This is a genomic window from Trichlorobacter thiogenes, from assembly GCF_900167465.1.
Lineage (GTDB): Bacteria > Desulfobacterota > Desulfuromonadia > Geobacterales > Pseudopelobacteraceae > Trichlorobacter > Trichlorobacter thiogenes.
In genome coordinates this window covers 136505-152636 of record NZ_FUWR01000001.1, presented here as the reverse complement: position 1 = coordinate 152636, position 16132 = coordinate 136505, and the positions used below count along the sequence as shown (strand labels likewise).

The window sequence follows — 16132 nt, the reverse complement described above, 5'->3', positions numbered from 1 at the left end:
TCCTGCTCTCTCTAATCATTTTTCTGATATTACCTTAACAAGCGGAGGAACACACTTGGCAGCCAACGAGAAAGATCAGCCTACCTCATCACAAGTTCCAAGCCCGCAAGAGTGGGCGGCCTCCAAACGTTGGAATCCATTTAACAGCTATAAACTTCTCTCTCACGTCCATCGGTGGCGACAGATCAGGCGTGGTAAACCAATTCCCCCTCCCGTTCTGATAACGGTTGATCCGACCAATGCCTGTAATTTTGGTTGTGCCTGGTGCAATGCGGCATTTGTTCGTACCCATCGAAAGGGTAGCCTGTCTGAGCAGGCCCTTATGAACATCGCAGACTTCCTGCCCCGCTGGGGTGAAGGAAATACTGTTTGGAAGCCGGGGGTGGAGGCCATCTGTGTGGCAGGTGGCGGCGAACCCCTGCTCAATCCTGCCACCGCCCCCTTTATTGATCGAGTCATTGCGAACGGTGTAGAAGTTGGCGTCGTCACCAATGGCAGCCTGATCTATCCGGTTATGGACAGTCTTTCCCACTGTACCTGGGTCGGTGTGTCGGTCGATGCGGGGACACCGGAGACACTTAACAAGCTTAAAGAGCTGAAACCGGAGCTCAATACGTTTGAGACTATCGTCAATAATATTGCTACGTTGGTTGATTATGCAAGGCGTCACAATCACCGTCTTGGTTCAAAGCATCCCGCCTACGGAGTCAGCTACAAGTATCTGCTTTACAAGGATAATATCGGGGAGATCTATCAGGCCGCCAAGCTTGCCAAGGAGATCGGCTGTAAGAATATCCACTTTCGGCCGGCCGGTACGACTTGGGACAATGTAGGAAATTCTACAAACACAATTAAATTTACTCAAGAAGATATCCAGCTTTTCAATGAGCAGATATCTAAAACGCTTGAGCTCGACGATGAAACTTTTAACGTGTATGGCATTACCCATAAGTTTAACTCACAGTTCGACGCTTCAAACCATTTTCAAAAATGCTACGCCGTTTTTATGACAGCAGTTATTATGCCACCACTTGGTAAGGCTGCCGACAAAGACGCCTTCACCCTCGGTCTCTGCTGCGACCGGCGTGGTGATGCCAAGTTAGAACTTGGCAGTAATCTGACCGACGTCAATCAGATTAACAGATTATGGGGCAGCGAAGATCACTGGAAGATTCACGACCGGATCAAGATTCGAGGTGAGTGTCCCCGCTGTACCTACCAGCCGCACAATGAGATCTACGAACAGGTTATCCTTAATGACAGCATGACCTATAAATTTATCTGACTCCGCGAGGAAACACATGAATATTTCCGTCATCGGCCTCGGCAAGCTGGGGCTTTGCACGGCTGCCTGCTTCGCCGCAGCGGGCCACCATGTCTATGGCTACGATCTCAGCGATTATTTCAGAAACGAGCTGAAGGCCCATCGCAACCCCATTGACGAAACCGGACTGTCTGAACTTCTAATGTCAGGGTGGGACACCTTGCATATTGTCGATAGTTACGATGCTGCCGTCCAGGCATCTGATGCGACCCTTATCATTGTCCCCACACCAAGCCTTTCAGACGGTAGATTTACCAATGAATACTTGATCACGGTATTGGAAGGGCTGGCACCGGCAATCAAGGCCAAGGACAGCTTTCATATTGTTGATGTGGTGTCAACGGTCATGCCCGGTTCCTGCGACGGCATCTTCAAGCCACTATTGGAACAAGCCACCGGCAAACTGTGCGGCAGGGATTTTGGACTGGTCTATAATCCCGAGTTCATCGCCCTCGGCTCAGTCGTCCGCAATTTCCTCAACCCGGACATGGTCCTGATCGGCGCATCTGATGAACGCTCCGGCTCCACCGTGCGAGAACTTTATGCATCCACCTGCAAGACGAAGCCAACCATGGCGGTCATGTCGCTGGTCAATGCCGAGATCACTAAGATCAGCCTCAACTGCTACGTCACTATGAAGATCAGCTACGCCAACGGTCTGGCGGCCATCTGCGAACAGGTGCCGGGTGCTGATGTGGATACCATCACCGCAGCCATTGGGGCCGACAGCCGGGTGGGGAACAAGTACCTCAAAGGCGGGCTCGGTTTCGGCGGACCCTGCTTTCCCCGGGACAACCTCGCCTTCCAATCCTTTGCCGAGGAGTTCGGCGGCGAAGCACTGCTGGGCAAGGCGGTCGTAGCGGTCAATAACAGCATCCCGGAGCGGATCTTCCAAAAGATCTCCACCCACTGCGCACCTCCGGCCAAGGTTGCCCTGCTGGGCCTCTCCTACAAGGCCGACACCCATATTATCGAGGAATCACACTCCATCATGCTGGCAAAGCTCCTCTCCACAGTCGGCTACCAGGTAACCCTGCACGACCCCAGGGCACTCGATGCAGCCCGCGCTGTGCTGGGAGACCATGTGACATGCACACTCAGCCCCTATGACTGCCTGTCGGGAGCATCGGCGATTGCCCTACTGACCGACTGGCCAGAGTATCGGGAACTGGACTGGAGCCGGATTGCCGCGCTCGTTCCGGCCTACAGCATCGTCATCGACAGCTGGCGCATCGCTCTGGATAAGAATCTTTCAGCCTTCACCTATATTCCTCTTGGTGTCGGCATCCCCTCAAAGGAATGATCCGATATGAGCACCAACAACCCTTTCAGCAACATTGAGCTGGAAAAAGTCCAGAGCTACTGGAATGCACGTCCCTGCAATGTCAGGCATTCGCCCAGCCCGGTCGGCACACAGCAGTATTTCGATGAGGTAGAGGCCCGCAAGTATTATGTTGAGCCGCACATACCGCTCTTCGCCGAATTCGAAAAGTGGAGGGGTAAAAAAGTGCTGGAGATCGGCTGCGGATTGGGAACCGATACCATCAACTTTGCCCGGGCCGGTGCCCAGGTTACGGCAGTCGATCTCTCAACCGAATCACTTGCCTTGGCAAAGAAACGGGCCGAGGTATTCGGGCTGAACAACATAACCTTCTATCAGGCCAATGCGGAACAACTGAGTGATTACGTCCCGGTCGAGCGCTACGACCTAGTCTATTCCTTCGGCGTCATTCACCACACGCCTCATCCAGAACGAGTCATCGAGCAGATCCACAAATACATGGACAAGGACAGCATCTTCAAGATCATGGTCTACTACCGCACCTCCTGGAAGGTCTTCTGGATGCAACTGAAATACGGTAAAAAACCGGGCGAGACCCTGGACGAACTGATCGCACGCTATTCCGAAGCGGAAACAGGTTGTCCGGTCACCTACTCCTATACAACAGAGACTGTGAAAGACTTCCTCAAAGGTTTCAAAATCATAGACACCCGCATCGATCATATATTCCCTTATAGCATCCCCGAATACAGAAACTACCAGTACAAGATGGTCTGGTATTTCAGTTGCCTGCCACACTCACTTTTCCGTTGGATGGAACAGCGCTGGGGTTGGCATCTGTGCGTGACAGCACGAAAGGCCTAGGCGATGACCGGTATCAGCGTAACTCTTGCACAACTCAAACCTAAGCTCGGTTGCGTTGCAGAAAACCTGGTGCTCATTGAAGAACGAATCAAGAAAGCTGCTGCTGATAAGGTTGACCTGATTGTCTTTCCTGAACTGGCCGTCACCGGCTATTTCCTTAAAGATCTAGTACCTGAAGTGGCACTCAGGATCGACTCTTCCGAGATCACACACCTCAAAGAACTCTCCCGACAAATCTCCATTGCAATCGGCCTAGTGGAAGTAACTGACGATTACCGTTTTTACAACACGGCCCTCTATCTTGAAGACGGCGAAATCAGACATCTGCACCGTAAGGTCTACCTCCCCACCTACGGCCTGTTCGACGAACAGCGCTACCTGGCCCGGGGGGAGCGGTTCCGCGCCTTCGATACCAAGTTTGGCCGCATGGGACTGCTCATCTGCGAAGACATGTGGCATCTCTCCAGCTCTTACATCCTGGCCATGGATGGCGCCTCAATACTGATCTGCCTCTCCAGCAGTCCCGGCCGGGGGATTGAAGGCGAAATCCTTGGGTCGGCCCGCGCCTGGCAGCAGTTGACCTCCACCACTGCCATGTTCCTGAACTGCCGAGTACTCTACTGTAACCGGGTCGGCTACGAAGACGGTGTCAACTTCTGGGGCGGGTCGGAATACATCGCACCCTCGGGAGAATCCGTAATTCGCGGAAAAATCCTTGAAGAGGATTCTGTCAGGGCTACTCTCGATGAAGGGGCCTTGCGTCGCGAAAGGATTTTCTTCCCAATGCTGCGGGATGAGAACCTGTTCGTCACTATGCAGGAACTGCGGCGCATCGAATCTAAAAGGGGGCAGTAATGGGAGGACTTTCAGCCAACACAGACCTGTTACGAAAGATTCTGGTCGGCTTTGTCAAGGATGAGGTGCATAAGGTAGGGGTACAGAAAGCCGTCCTGGGGTTGTCGGGCGGTATCGACTCGGCCCTGGTGGTCTTCATAGCCGCCGAGGCCCTGGGTCCGGAGAATGTCCACGCCATCTGCATGCCCTACAAGTCCAGCAACCCGGAAAGCGAGACCCACGCACGACTGGTGGCTCAGGCTTGCGGTGTTAACTTCAGCGTTGTGCCAATCACCCCGATGGTTGACTCCTACTTCGATATGTTCCCGGAGGCAAACAACATGCGGCGCGGCAACAAGATGGCCCGCGAACGCATGACCATCCTGTTCGACCACTCGGCCCTGCTCTCGGCCCTGGTGCTGGGCACCAGCAACAAAACCGAACTGTTGCTCGGCTACGGCACCCTCTACGGCGACATGGCTTCAGCCCTCAACCCGATCGGCGACCTCTACAAGAGTCAGGTCTGGCAGTTGTCAGAGGCAATGGGAGTCCCCAAAGAAGTGATCGAGAAGAACCCCTCGGCCGATCTCTGGGCCGGTCAGACCGACGAGGAAGAACTGGGATTCTCGTACCGTCAGGTTGATGAACTGCTCTACCGTATGGTGGATCAGCGAAAGATCACAGAGGAGCTGCTGGCGGAAGGCCTCGAAGTGGACTTTGTTGACGATATCTACAAAAAGGTCCAAAACTCCCACTTCAAGCGGCGGCTACCGGTCATCGCAAAAGTGTCTAACCGGACCATTGATCGGGATTTCAGGTATTCGAGGGATTGGGGCAAATAGGATTTTCATTGATTTAGTTCAAAACAATATTAATCTTTGAAGCACTCCGGAGATTTCGATAACTTGGTACTGCTTTTGTTATGGTAAACAGGGAGCAAACATCATGAATGTCCTGATAACCGGCATAACCGGCATGGTCGGATCACACCTGGCTGATTTTCTCCTCGAAAACACTGACTGGATCATTTACGGAATGTGCCGATGGCGCAGTCCGCTGGATAACGTCGAGCATCTGCTTGACCGGGCCAACCGTAAAGAGCGGGTACACTTTATCAATGGCGATCTTTGTGACTACGTTTCACTGGTCAATGCAGTTGAGGAAACCCGGCCTGATTACGTATTTCATCTAGCAGCCCAAAGTTATCCATCCACAAGCTTTACTGCCCCGATCCAAACGCTTGACACTAATATCCTTGGAACGGAACGCCTCTTAGAGGCGCTACGCCGTTGCCCAGGGATAGACCCTATTATTCATGTTTGTTCCTCTTCAGAAGTTTTTGGGCGTGTCTCGCAAGATAAACTACCTATTGATGAGGAGTGCTCGTTTCACCCGGCTTCGCCTTATGCCATTTCCAAAACTGGCACCGATCTGGTAGGGCGGTTTCATGCCGAGGCCTATGGACAGAAAGTACTTGTTACACGCATGTTTACCCATACCGGACCACGACGAGGGGATGTATTTGCCGAATCCACCTTTGCAAAACAGGTAGCCATGATCGAGAGGGGGCTGATCCCGCCGATAGTAAAGACCGGTAATCTTCAGTCCATGAGGACATGGGCGGATGTGCGCGATGCTGTACGAGCCTACTATATGCTTGTGACTGTTAATCCTGTTCCCGGCGCGTACTACAATGTCGGAGGGGCATTTTCATGTACTGTGGAGGATATGTTAAAGCATCTTATTTCTATATCAACTTGTCGGGACAGCATCCGTGTAGAGACTGAACAGGCTCGACTGCGCCCGCTTGATGCGGATCTCCAGGTGCCTGATACTACTAAATTTTGGACCCACACCGGGTGGAAACCTGAGATATCGTTCGAGAAGACCATGCAGGATCTTCTCGATTACTGGCGTGGAAAAGTTATGTCTGAAAAAACCTTTTTGACAAGATAAAGTGATACTTATCTCATAGAGAGGCTATAGCCATAGGGGGAGACAGCAAATGTTTAATGGCAAGAATGTATATATTTCAGGCGGTAGAACTGGTTTCTTAGGAACAAATTTTGCCAAAGAATTATTGAGCAGAGGTGCAAAGGTTTATGTCCAATCCCTGCATAAAGATAAGCAGAGCTTTTGGAAAGCAAATACTGAAAATGTTACCGAGATAATATGTGATTTTAGCAAAAGCGCCGAACTTCCTGAAGGAATCGATTATTTTTTCCACTGCGCTGCACACACATCAGGTGCACATGAAATGGCAACAAATCCGGTAGCACAAATTACAGAAAACGTATTTATAAACTCACATGTTTTAGATGCTGCTGCAAAAGCAAAAGTCAAAAAATTCGTTTTTATTAGTAGCTCTGCCGTATACCCTGAGTATGAGCGTCCTTTGAAAGAAGAAGATGCATTCCTTGATGATCCCCCGGGCAACTATTTCGGTCCGGCCTGGATGAAGAGATATTCCGAAAAACTCGCAGAGTTCTATTATAAGTGGTATGGAATGGAGATCCTTATTATTAGGCCATCTAATGCATATGGCCCTTACAGCAGTTTTGACCTCATTGCATCTCATGTGCTACCTGCTCTTATACGAAAGTTTGTTGAAAAACAAAATCCAATTGAAGTTTGGGGTACTCCGGACGTTGTACGGGATTTTATTTATATTGATGATTTTGTCAGGGGAGTATTGCTAGCCTTCGAAAAAACTTCCGGTTTTGAAGTTTACAACATTGCTGCCGGATCATTGCAAACAATTGGAGAAGCGGTCGAAAATATCAGTGAATTAACACACTATGACGGAAAATACTCTTTCAATTCAACAAAACCAATGACGATCAAGCAAAGGAAAATAGATAATACAAAAGCGCTGAATGTACTCAATTTTTCTTCGAAAATATCGTTTAGAGAAGGACTTGAAAAGACGATTAACTGGTACAAGAGTACACTGTCTTGAAGGGACAACACATGACTAGCGAACAACTCGTACAAAAAGCAAAATACATCCGTAAACGAGCCTTTGAGGTTGTACTGCATGCAGGTAAGGGGCACCTCGGAGGTTCCCTCTCAAGCACAGAGCTGCTGGTTGCCCTCTATTATGGCGGGATATTAAATTTTGATCCTAATAATCCCATGCACCCAGATAGAGACCGATTCATCATGAGTAAAGGGCATTCCAATAATACGCTCTATGTAATTCTTGCAGATCTTGGCTTAATAAAAGAATCCGATCTGGATTCTTATACTCAGGATGGCAGCTTGCTTGGAGGGCATTGTGACAGTCATGTGTCTGGAATAGAAATTATTTCAGGTTCGCTCGGACATGGACTCGGTGTCGCTGCTGGAATTGCTTTAGGTGCCAAGCTGGACAGTAAGGAATATCGGATATATGTCATAATTGGCGATGGTGAATCTCAGGAAGGCTCTGTTTGGGAAGCGGCCATGTTCGCTGCACACCACAAGTTGAGCAATCTGATTGCCATTACCGACCGCAATCTTCTCGGGTCTGAAGAGTTTACCGAAAACAATGCCGGACTCGAGCCTCTTGCTGACAAGTGGAAAGCATTTGGTTGGGAAGTAACAATCATTCAGGACGGACATTCTATCGAACAAGTAATAAATATTTTACGTAATCTTGAGCAGACAGGGAAGCCTCGAATGATTATTGCCCAGACGATAAAAGGCAAGGGAATATCTTCGCTTGAAAACACCCCCCAAGCTCATCATACATTGCCTAAAGGTGAGTTTATAGCGCAGGCGATAGAGGAGCTTGGACGATGAAAATTTACGAAGATGCAAGAGATGCCATATTCGAAGAGCTCTATGAGCTTGCTCTCAAGGACAAAGATGTCATTGTTCTAAGTGCTGATACCGGCGCATATATGCTCACTCTATTCAAGAAAAATATTCCAGAGCAGTTTTATAATGTTGGAATCGCTGAACAAAACATGATGAGTGTTGCTGCTGGCTTATCTATGAGCGGGAAAAAAGTATTTGTGTATGGCATTTCAAACTTTGTCACCTTGCGTTGCCTGGAGCAGATCAAAATCGACATCTGCTGCATGCAGCGTCCTGTTACCATAATTGGTATGGGAACAGGTTACGTGTATAGCTCAGATGGCCCCACACACCATATTACCGAAGATGTTGCAGTTATGCGGGCCATTCCGGGGATTACCATCCTGAGTCCATCCGACTGTTCTCTATGTGCGGCATCAATCCACATTGCCTATAACAGTCAAGGTCCCTGCTATATCCGCTTTGATAAAGGTCCATTCGATCAAATATATCAACCGGACACTGATTTTTCTTCTGGCGTTTCCGAAATAACGGCGGGTATAGATTACGCAATTATTGCCACAGGTATTATGGTAAATCAGGCACAATTCATTGCAAAAGAATGCGAAAAACGAGGGATTGCCATAGCTGTCATCGACCTCTACCGTTTAAAACCTGTAAATACGAAGGGGCTGGTAGAAATGCTTAGGAAATTCAAAGGTGTTTTTACGCTTGAAGAGCACACGATAATTGGTGGGATTGGATCAATTATAGCTGAAACTCTTGTAACAAATAACATTATGATTCCTGTAAAAATGTTTGGAATTCCAGATGTGTCTCGTCGTGATGTTGGATCAAGAGAGTTTATGCGTCGACTTGACGGTACTGATGTGGACACCGTTGTATCAGAAATAATGAGTGCTATTGATCATGCAGTATAAGCAGCTTGGTAATACAAATACCCTTATTCCTGCAATCGGCATGGGGACCATGGGTATTGGGGGCTATTTTTCCCGTGATGACACTAACGATAATCAAGCCATCAAAGTGTTAAAACAAGGGATTGAGCTTGGCATGAGTTTTATCGATACTGCAGAAGCATATGGAAAAGGACATTCTGAGGAGCTCGTGGGTATTGCGACCAAGGGGCAGAGAGACAAAGTCGTTATTGCGACCAAAGTATCGCCGGAACATCTTCACTACGACAATGTTATCGCTTCTGCAGAGAATAGTTTGAAACGCCTGAGAACTGATTACATTGACTTATATCAGATCCATTGGCCAAACCCAACTATTCCGGTTTCTGAAACATTAGAAGCTATGATTAAATTACAAGCAGATGGAAAAATCAGAGCTATTGGCGTGAGTAACTTTTCAGTACCGGAACTTGAAGAAGCTTTACTATCTGTCGGCAATATTGCCTCCGTCCAGGTTGAATACAATCTTTTTGATAGAACAGCAGAACAGGATCTGATTCCATTTTGCACTCAGAACAAAATAACTGTTTTAGCGTACACTCCATTGTGTTCAGGAAAGATTACTTATGATAAATCAAAACAAGATGATCTGCTCAGAATTGCTCATAAATACAATACAAACGTTTCACAATTAGCTCTCAAGTGGCTCACAGAGAATAACAATATTGTGGCAATCCCGATGAGCCGCAACGCATCTCATCTACTATCTAACTCAGCCTCAACGGATTTAGAGCTAAATACGGCTGATTATGACTTTATTACTACTACTTTTCTTACAGAGATTTTAGAAATTCCAACAGGCAGAATCAAAGTTGACACAAAAGGGCTAGATGGTTTCGTACCTTCGGCGAATGATTTAGCCAAGTTAATCGCGAAGGGTGTACCGATAAAACCAATACGAGTTGTTAAGATAGATGATCCTGTTTTTGAATATGAACTGTTTGAAGGTAAACTAAGATATTGGGCCTGGCAAATTGCGTATAATGGCAATGTAGCTGTGAGGGCATTGATCCGAGAGTAATAGATATATAGTCAACAAACAAACAAGGAGAATGGAATGGAAAAGAATATTGGTGCTCAGGAACTTTATAGAAGTCCATCTGAAGATGAAATTCGCAATAACTTTGTGAAACAATTCTATGATTGTCCTATCCCAGACAGCGCAATATTATCTAATTTAGGTTTATTCCTTAGCTCTAAAAACCTTTCCAGGATTCTTTTTATGGATCACATCTACAAACAAATTGTTGATGTACAAGGTATTGTTATAGAATTTGGTACGCGATGGGGTCAGAATCTCTCACTTTTTTCTGCATTACGTGGGATTTATGAGCCGTTCAATAGAATGCGTAAAGTTGTCGGATTTGACACTTTTACAGGATTTCCAACTGTAAGCGACAAGGACAATCGTGGATGTGCACTGATTAGTGAAGGAAGTTTATCGTGTACGGACAATTATTATGAATATTTAGACCGTATTATGCAGTACCAAGAAAATGATAATCCTCTCTCACACATAAAAAAATATGACATCAGGGTAGGAGATGCTTCTGAAGAAATAGTAAAATATCTGAAAGAAAATCCCGAGACAATTGTAGCAATGGCTTTTTTTGATGTTGATTTATATGAGCCAACAAAAAATTGTCTTGAGGCGATCAAACCACATCTTGTTAAAGGAAGCTTACTGGCTTTTGATGAATTAAATGACCATGATTGCCCTGGTGAAACGGTTGCTCTCAACGAAGTTATCGGTCTCAATAATATAAAATTAAAGAGGTATCCTTACACATCAAGAACGTCATATTGTATTTTTGAATAAGATTCAAAAACGTCTTGTGAGATTTGTGTCGGTTAGTTAATTCCTTTTTCGTTAGGGTGATTGATAATGTTAGATAAAACAGTATCAGAAGAATTTATAGGGAAAAAAATTCTTGTAACTGGTGGCACAGGCTTAATCGGTAGACAGGTTGTAGGCATTCTGTGTGATGCTGGTGCTAGAGTAAAAATTGTCTCGCTCGACAAAGTGATAGTTCATGATCATGCTGAACACATTCTAGGTGACATTACCGATTATAACTTTTGCAAGGAGATAACAAATGGAGTTGATTTCGTTTTCCACCTCGCCGGCATAAAGGGTTCTATTGAGGTTTCGCGCACACAATTGGCGAGCCATTTTGTCCCAACCTTGATGATGAATACCAATATGTTGGAAGCATCGAGAATTAACAACGTATCAAAACTTGTATATACAAGCTCGATTGGAGCTTACTCGAATGCGGAGGTATTTCGAGAATCTGATTATCGTCTTGACAGTGAACCGATGGATTTTGCCGGATGGGCAAAGAGAGTGGCTGAACTACAGGTTTATGCATACAAGGTTCAGTATGACATGGAGAATTTTGCGATTGTCCGCCCTTGCAATGTCTATGGTCCAGGTGACAATTTCGACCCGGAAAACGCTATGGTAATCCCCTCAATCATGTGTCGAATTCATAACGGCGAGAACCCTGTCAAAATTTGGGGAGATGGGACTGCAATCAGAGATTTTGCATACAGCCGTGATGTTGCTGAAGGTGTAATCCTTGCCTTATATCATGGGACTAAAGGAGGGTTTGTCAACCTTGGCAGCGGGAAAGGGTATTCTGTAAAAGAGCTTGTGGAAGCTCTCCGCAGCTTCATCAATTTTAATTATGAATTTGATATTACGAAACCATCCGGCGCGCCTGTTCGGGTAATGGACATATCGTTAGCAAAGCTTTCAATCGGATATGCTCCAAAAACGTCACTTGTAGATGGATTAAAAGAGACATGGGAGTGGTTTTTATCCAATCAAAACGAATATCAAAAAAAGAAAAACTATTTCAGGAGCTAGCAATGGAAGTCGAAACAACTCAATTGGCTGGCGTTATGTTGATTAAACCACAGTTTTTTGAAGACTTTCGCGGCGAATACGTGGAAACCTACAATGAAAGCGAATATATTTCCAAGGGGATTACATGTAAATTCATTCAGGACGATATCTCTATTTCAACTCAAAACGTAATTAGAGGTATCCACGGTGATGCCGAGACCTGGAAATTGATTTCGTGTTTGCATGGGAAATTCTATTTTGTCGTAGTTAATTGCGATACAGAGTCATCGGATTTCGGCAAGTGGCAATCATTTACCCTCTCTGACAAAAACCGCTGGCAAATTCTTGTCCCCCCCAAACATGGCAATGGACATCTTGTTATTAGTGAATCAACAATATTCCATTACAAACAGACTACCTACTATAATCCCAAGGGGCAATTTACCTACACCTGGAATGATCCGAAACTTAATATATGGTGGCCTGTCAAAAATCCGATCATATCCCGCCGTGACGAGGAAGGACGTTTTGTATGATAGATGGGGTTTCCCTTGGCTGAAATGAATGTTCTCTTTGTTATTGCGCAGCTAGACTACGCAGACCATATAGCAGTACCTTTTCTTTCAGCAATAGCTAAACAACGCGGCTGGCAAACATCTCTCTGCGTTCTGGATAGTGATAATTTTGAATCAATCTTAAATATTTTGATGCCAGAAGTTGTCGCTTATTCTGCGAATGTTGTTGGCTTTAATTCAATCATATCGGCACACGAAACCGCCAGCAGACACTTTGATTTCATATCCATCCTAGGGGGGCCACAAGCAACATTTTCACCTGAGACATTCAATCAAAGTAAAATGGATGTATACTGCGTTGGAGAGGGTGAAGAGGCTTTTGGAGAGTTGCTCGATAGAATTAAAAGTGGACGATCGTATGATGACATCCCCAATCTGATTACAAAAAATACGACAAATCCTGTCCGTTCGTTAATAAGCAATCTGGATGCCCTCCCATTGCCCGACCGCGATATTACCCTGTCACATTCATACCTTAAGGACACTCCCAAAAAAACCTTTTATGCAACACGGGGCTGTCCATACAAATGCACATATTGCTGTAACAACCATTATCACGAGCTCTATCGTGGCAAAGGGCAATTTGTCCGTAGGTTTTCTGTGGAACGGGTTATCGCCGAGATTGAATATGTAAAATCAAGATATCGAACAGATTTTGTAAAGTTTGGTGATGACTGTTTTTCCCTTAAAGCAGACTCATGGGTCGAAGAGTTTGCTGACAAATATTCTAAACGTATTGCTATTCCTTTTAATTGTTATCTCCGGCTTGACACAGTTGATGATGATTTGTTGAGGTTACTCAAGAAGGCGGGCTGTTATTCTGTTCATCTATCAGTAGATAGTACGTCAAAGCATGTGCGCGAGAAAATTCTCAAGCGAAATATGCGTGATATTGATATTGAAGCAACTTTAAAAAAAATACACTCATACGGCATAAATACATGGGTAAACTTCATGCTTGCAGCGCCTGAATCGACACTTGAAGATGAACTAGCCAGTATTCAAATGTGTAAAAAAGGTAAGGTGACCTACCCGAGCTATTCCACTACAGTTCCTATGTACGGAACAGAACTTTATGACTATTGTGTAGCACATGGCCTGCTTGATATTAGCAGCCACAGTTCTGATCTGAAAGGTTGTTCAGAGCGATCGGCACTAACCTGTTTTTCGGCAAGGGAGAAGGATGTCAGATTTAATATCTTTCTACTTGGAGCTTTGATGTGTAAATTACCTTTTCCTTTGGATGTGTTGGCTATACGAATGATCAAGGTGATTCCCTCAAATGTTATTTTCAAAAAAATACGGCAGATAATTTATCGGTATTACATTGAGAATAAGATATTCAGGCTACACTCATAATATACACTGAGGTAGGATCTATACCATGATTATTACACGAACACCTTTCCGAATTTCATTTTTCGGTGGGGGTACTGATTTTCCACTCTGGTATCGGGAGAACGGAGGATCGGTACTTTCCACTTCCATTGACAAGTTCTGCTATGTAAGCTTGCGCAAACTGCCCCCCTTTTTTGACTATAGACACAAGACGGTTTTTTTTTCCAAGCAGGAAGCCTTTAACAATATTGATGAGATTCAGCACCCATCGGTGCGTGAGACTTATCGTTTTATGGAGGTACAAGAGGGTTTGGTTATGCAGCATGATGGTGACCTGCCATCTCATTCCGGGCTAGGCTCCAGTTCTGCGTTCACGGTTGGGTTGTTACATGCTCTGTATGCTCTTCAGGGGAAAATGGCCTCAAAAAAGCGGTTAGCTCTTGAGGCAATTCATATAGAGCAGGATATGATAAAAGAGGCGGTTGGGTCACAGGACCAAGTTGCCTCTGCATTCGGAGGCTTAAACAGGATTGAGTTTTCACCCCAGAATATAGAAGTACGCCCGTTTACCATAGCAGCAGAAAAATCAAGCTACCTTCAGAGTTGTCTGGTGCTCTTTTTTACCGGATTCGCGAGGTTTGCTGCACAGATTGAAGAAGATAAGTTGAGGCAACTGGATAATAAAAAACATGAATTGTCGCTGATGCAATCGATTGTTGATGTGGCGAGTTCTGTTTTAGATGGGGATATCGAACAATATAATGAATTCGGTAAACTTATGCATGAGAGCTGGATGCTGAAGAAACGGCTTTCGAGCAAGGTTACAACACAATTTATTGATGATGTATATGAACAGGGACTTCGATCAGGGGCACTTGGCGGAAAAATACTTGGGGCTGGCGGCGGCGGATTTATCCTTTTTTTTGTGCTGCCTGAGCATAGGGAAAAACTTGTCAGCGATCTTTCATCCCTTCTGTATGTGCCGTTCAGGTTTGATACACTTGGCAGCCAGGTTATCTACTTTACTGAGGAATGATACAGATGCCATTAAAACCATGGGTGACCATAACAACCGAAAAATGTGCAGAGTTTAAACCGTGGTTTTCGGTAGTTAAGGATACCCTCAAGTTGCCGAGCTCCAGGATTGTTAACGACTATTATCGGATTGAGTCGCCTGACTATGTACTTATTCATGCTGTTTTGCCAGATGGCAAGATTCTGTTTGAGCGCCAGTATAAGCAGTGTTTGAAGCGCTTCATCCTGACAGCGCCTTCAGGTGGCATTAATGCCGATGAAGAGCCGCTGGAAGCCGCAAAACGGGAGCTACTTGAGGAAACAGGATATACTGCTTCAGTTTGGATACAGGTGGGGGCGTTTACAGTTGATGGTACGCGTGGAATTTGTACGGCACATCTCTTTTATGCTGATGGCCTGACTGGCACAGCCGAGCCGCTGGTAAATGATATGGAAGAGTGCGAACTTGTGGCTTTGAGCAGGGAAGAGGCTTTTCAAGCTATAAACTCCCAGAAAATTCCACTTCTGCCAGATATTACGCTTCTTTCTTATGTTACAATCACTTTTGGCCAGTTAACATCTTGTGGGGCAACAAAATGAAGGCAATTATTCTTGCAGGTGGTTTAGGCACACGCCTGCAAGGCGTTGTAAAAGATTTGCCAAAACCGATGGCCCCAATAAATGGCCGTCCCTTTCTTGAGATTCTTGTTAACAAATTGAAGCAATCCAGTATTACCGATATAGTTCTTGCTGTGGGCTATAGGCGAGAATGTATACAAGATTATTTCGGCAATGGAGCCAACTGGGGCGTGACCATTAACTATTCGATTGAGGCGACACAGCTTGGTACAGGTGGTGCCATTAAACTGGCTATGGAGCGCTTCTATGCTGAACGTTACCTGATTATGAATGGGGACTCTTTTTTTGAAAATGATTTGCCGGAGCTTGTATTATATCATCAAGCAAAAAAAGCTCTGATTACAATGGCGTTGGCAGAGGTTTCTGATACTGACAGGTACGGCGCTGTTAAACTTGATGCGGACGGTATGATTACTCATTTCACAGAAAAGGGAGTGACAGGCCGTGGAGCAGTAAACGCCGGTGTATATGTGCTGGAACGGGAAACCATGAATTTCTTCTCTAAAGATGCTTGCTCATTTGAGACTGATGTACTGCAAGGTATGGTCGGTTTGAGGTTGTTTGGGTTAAAACAGCATGGCTTTTTCACTGATATTGGCATTCCTGAAGATTACCATGTATTTTGTCAATACAGACAGAGATAACAGGATTGAA

Annotated in this window: 17 protein-coding genes; all 17 read left to right on the top strand. The window is 45.6% G+C overall.

What is annotated here, in order from left to right; all coding sequences use genetic code 11:
* Positions 1–55 precede the first annotated feature (55 nt).
* The 17 genes from B5D39_RS00700 (at position 56) to B5D39_RS00620 (ending at position 16122) form a co-directional block, all read left to right on the top strand.
* A complete protein-coding gene (locus B5D39_RS00700; protein WP_161947396.1) occupies positions 56–1285 on the top strand; it encodes a radical SAM protein in 1230 nt (409 codons plus the stop codon).
* A 16-nt stretch (positions 1286–1301) separates the two neighbouring features.
* Positions 1302–2627: a UDP-glucose dehydrogenase family protein gene (locus B5D39_RS00695; RefSeq protein WP_078788460.1), complete on the top strand. Its 1326-nt coding sequence runs from the start codon at positions 1302–1304 to the stop codon at positions 2625–2627.
* Positions 2628–2633: 6 nt separating this feature from the next.
* Positions 2634–3470 carry a class I SAM-dependent methyltransferase gene (locus B5D39_RS00690; RefSeq protein ID WP_078788459.1) on the top strand — a complete coding sequence of 279 codons (837 nt, stop codon included), beginning with the start codon at positions 2634–2636 and terminating at the stop codon, positions 3468–3470.
* Positions 3471–3473: 3 nt separating this feature from the next.
* Positions 3474–4325 carry a nitrilase-related carbon-nitrogen hydrolase gene (locus B5D39_RS00685; protein WP_078788458.1) on the top strand — a complete coding sequence of 284 codons (852 nt, stop codon included), beginning with the start codon at positions 3474–3476 and terminating at the stop codon, positions 4323–4325.
* On the top strand, positions 4325–5146 hold the full coding sequence (locus tag B5D39_RS00680; RefSeq protein WP_078788457.1) for an NAD+ synthase: 822 nt from the start codon (positions 4325–4327) through the stop codon (positions 5144–5146). Before B5D39_RS00685 ends, B5D39_RS00680 begins: the two co-directional genes overlap by 1 nt.
* A gap of 103 nt (positions 5147–5249) precedes the next feature.
* Positions 5250–6260 (top strand): GDP-mannose 4,6-dehydratase, encoded by a 1011-nt coding sequence (locus B5D39_RS00675; protein WP_078788456.1) that lies wholly within the window; start codon positions 5250–5252, stop codon positions 6258–6260.
* A gap of 49 nt (positions 6261–6309) precedes the next feature.
* Positions 6310–7263, top strand: coding sequence for an NAD-dependent epimerase/dehydratase family protein (locus tag B5D39_RS00670; RefSeq protein WP_078788455.1), 954 nt, complete (start codon positions 6310–6312; stop codon positions 7261–7263).
* Between the two features lie 11 nt (positions 7264–7274).
* Positions 7275–8087: a transketolase gene (locus B5D39_RS00665; RefSeq protein ID WP_078788454.1), complete on the top strand. Its 813-nt coding sequence runs from the start codon at positions 7275–7277 to the stop codon at positions 8085–8087.
* A complete protein-coding gene (locus tag B5D39_RS00660) occupies positions 8084–9025 on the top strand; it encodes a transketolase family protein (RefSeq protein ID WP_078788453.1) in 942 nt (313 codons plus the stop codon). Before B5D39_RS00665 ends, B5D39_RS00660 begins: the two co-directional genes overlap by 4 nt.
* Positions 9015–10082, top strand: a complete 1068-nt coding sequence (locus B5D39_RS00655; RefSeq protein WP_139366634.1) for an aldo/keto reductase — start codon at positions 9015–9017, stop codon at positions 10080–10082. Before B5D39_RS00660 ends, B5D39_RS00655 begins: the two co-directional genes overlap by 11 nt.
* 36 nt (positions 10083–10118) lie before the next feature.
* Positions 10119–10880, top strand: coding sequence for a crotonobetainyl-CoA--carnitine CoA-transferase (locus tag B5D39_RS00650; RefSeq protein ID WP_078788451.1), 762 nt, complete (start codon positions 10119–10121; stop codon positions 10878–10880).
* Positions 10881–10946: 66 nt separating this feature from the next.
* The gene (locus B5D39_RS00645) at positions 10947–11933 is read left to right on the top strand and encodes an NAD-dependent epimerase/dehydratase family protein (RefSeq protein ID WP_078788450.1); all 987 of its coding nucleotides are present in this window, start codon (positions 10947–10949) and stop codon (positions 11931–11933) included.
* Positions 11934–11935: 2 nt separating this feature from the next.
* The gene (locus B5D39_RS00640; RefSeq protein ID WP_078788449.1) at positions 11936–12448 is read left to right on the top strand and encodes a dTDP-4-dehydrorhamnose 3,5-epimerase family protein; all 513 of its coding nucleotides are present in this window, start codon (positions 11936–11938) and stop codon (positions 12446–12448) included.
* 24 nt (positions 12449–12472) lie between these two features.
* A complete protein-coding gene (locus B5D39_RS00635) occupies positions 12473–13846 on the top strand; it encodes a B12-binding domain-containing radical SAM protein (RefSeq protein WP_244161339.1) in 1374 nt (457 codons plus the stop codon).
* A gap of 25 nt (positions 13847–13871) precedes the next feature.
* Entirely contained in the window at positions 13872–14861 is a 990-nt protein-coding gene (locus B5D39_RS00630; RefSeq protein WP_078788447.1) for a GHMP family kinase ATP-binding protein, read from the top strand.
* A 5-nt stretch (positions 14862–14866) separates the two neighbouring features.
* Positions 14867–15439, top strand: coding sequence for an NUDIX hydrolase (locus B5D39_RS00625; protein WP_161947394.1), 573 nt, complete (start codon positions 14867–14869; stop codon positions 15437–15439).
* Positions 15436–16122: a nucleotidyltransferase family protein gene (locus B5D39_RS00620; protein WP_078788445.1), complete on the top strand. Its 687-nt coding sequence runs from the start codon at positions 15436–15438 to the stop codon at positions 16120–16122. Before B5D39_RS00625 ends, B5D39_RS00620 begins: the two co-directional genes overlap by 4 nt.
* The last annotated feature ends 10 nt before the right edge of the window (positions 16123–16132 follow it).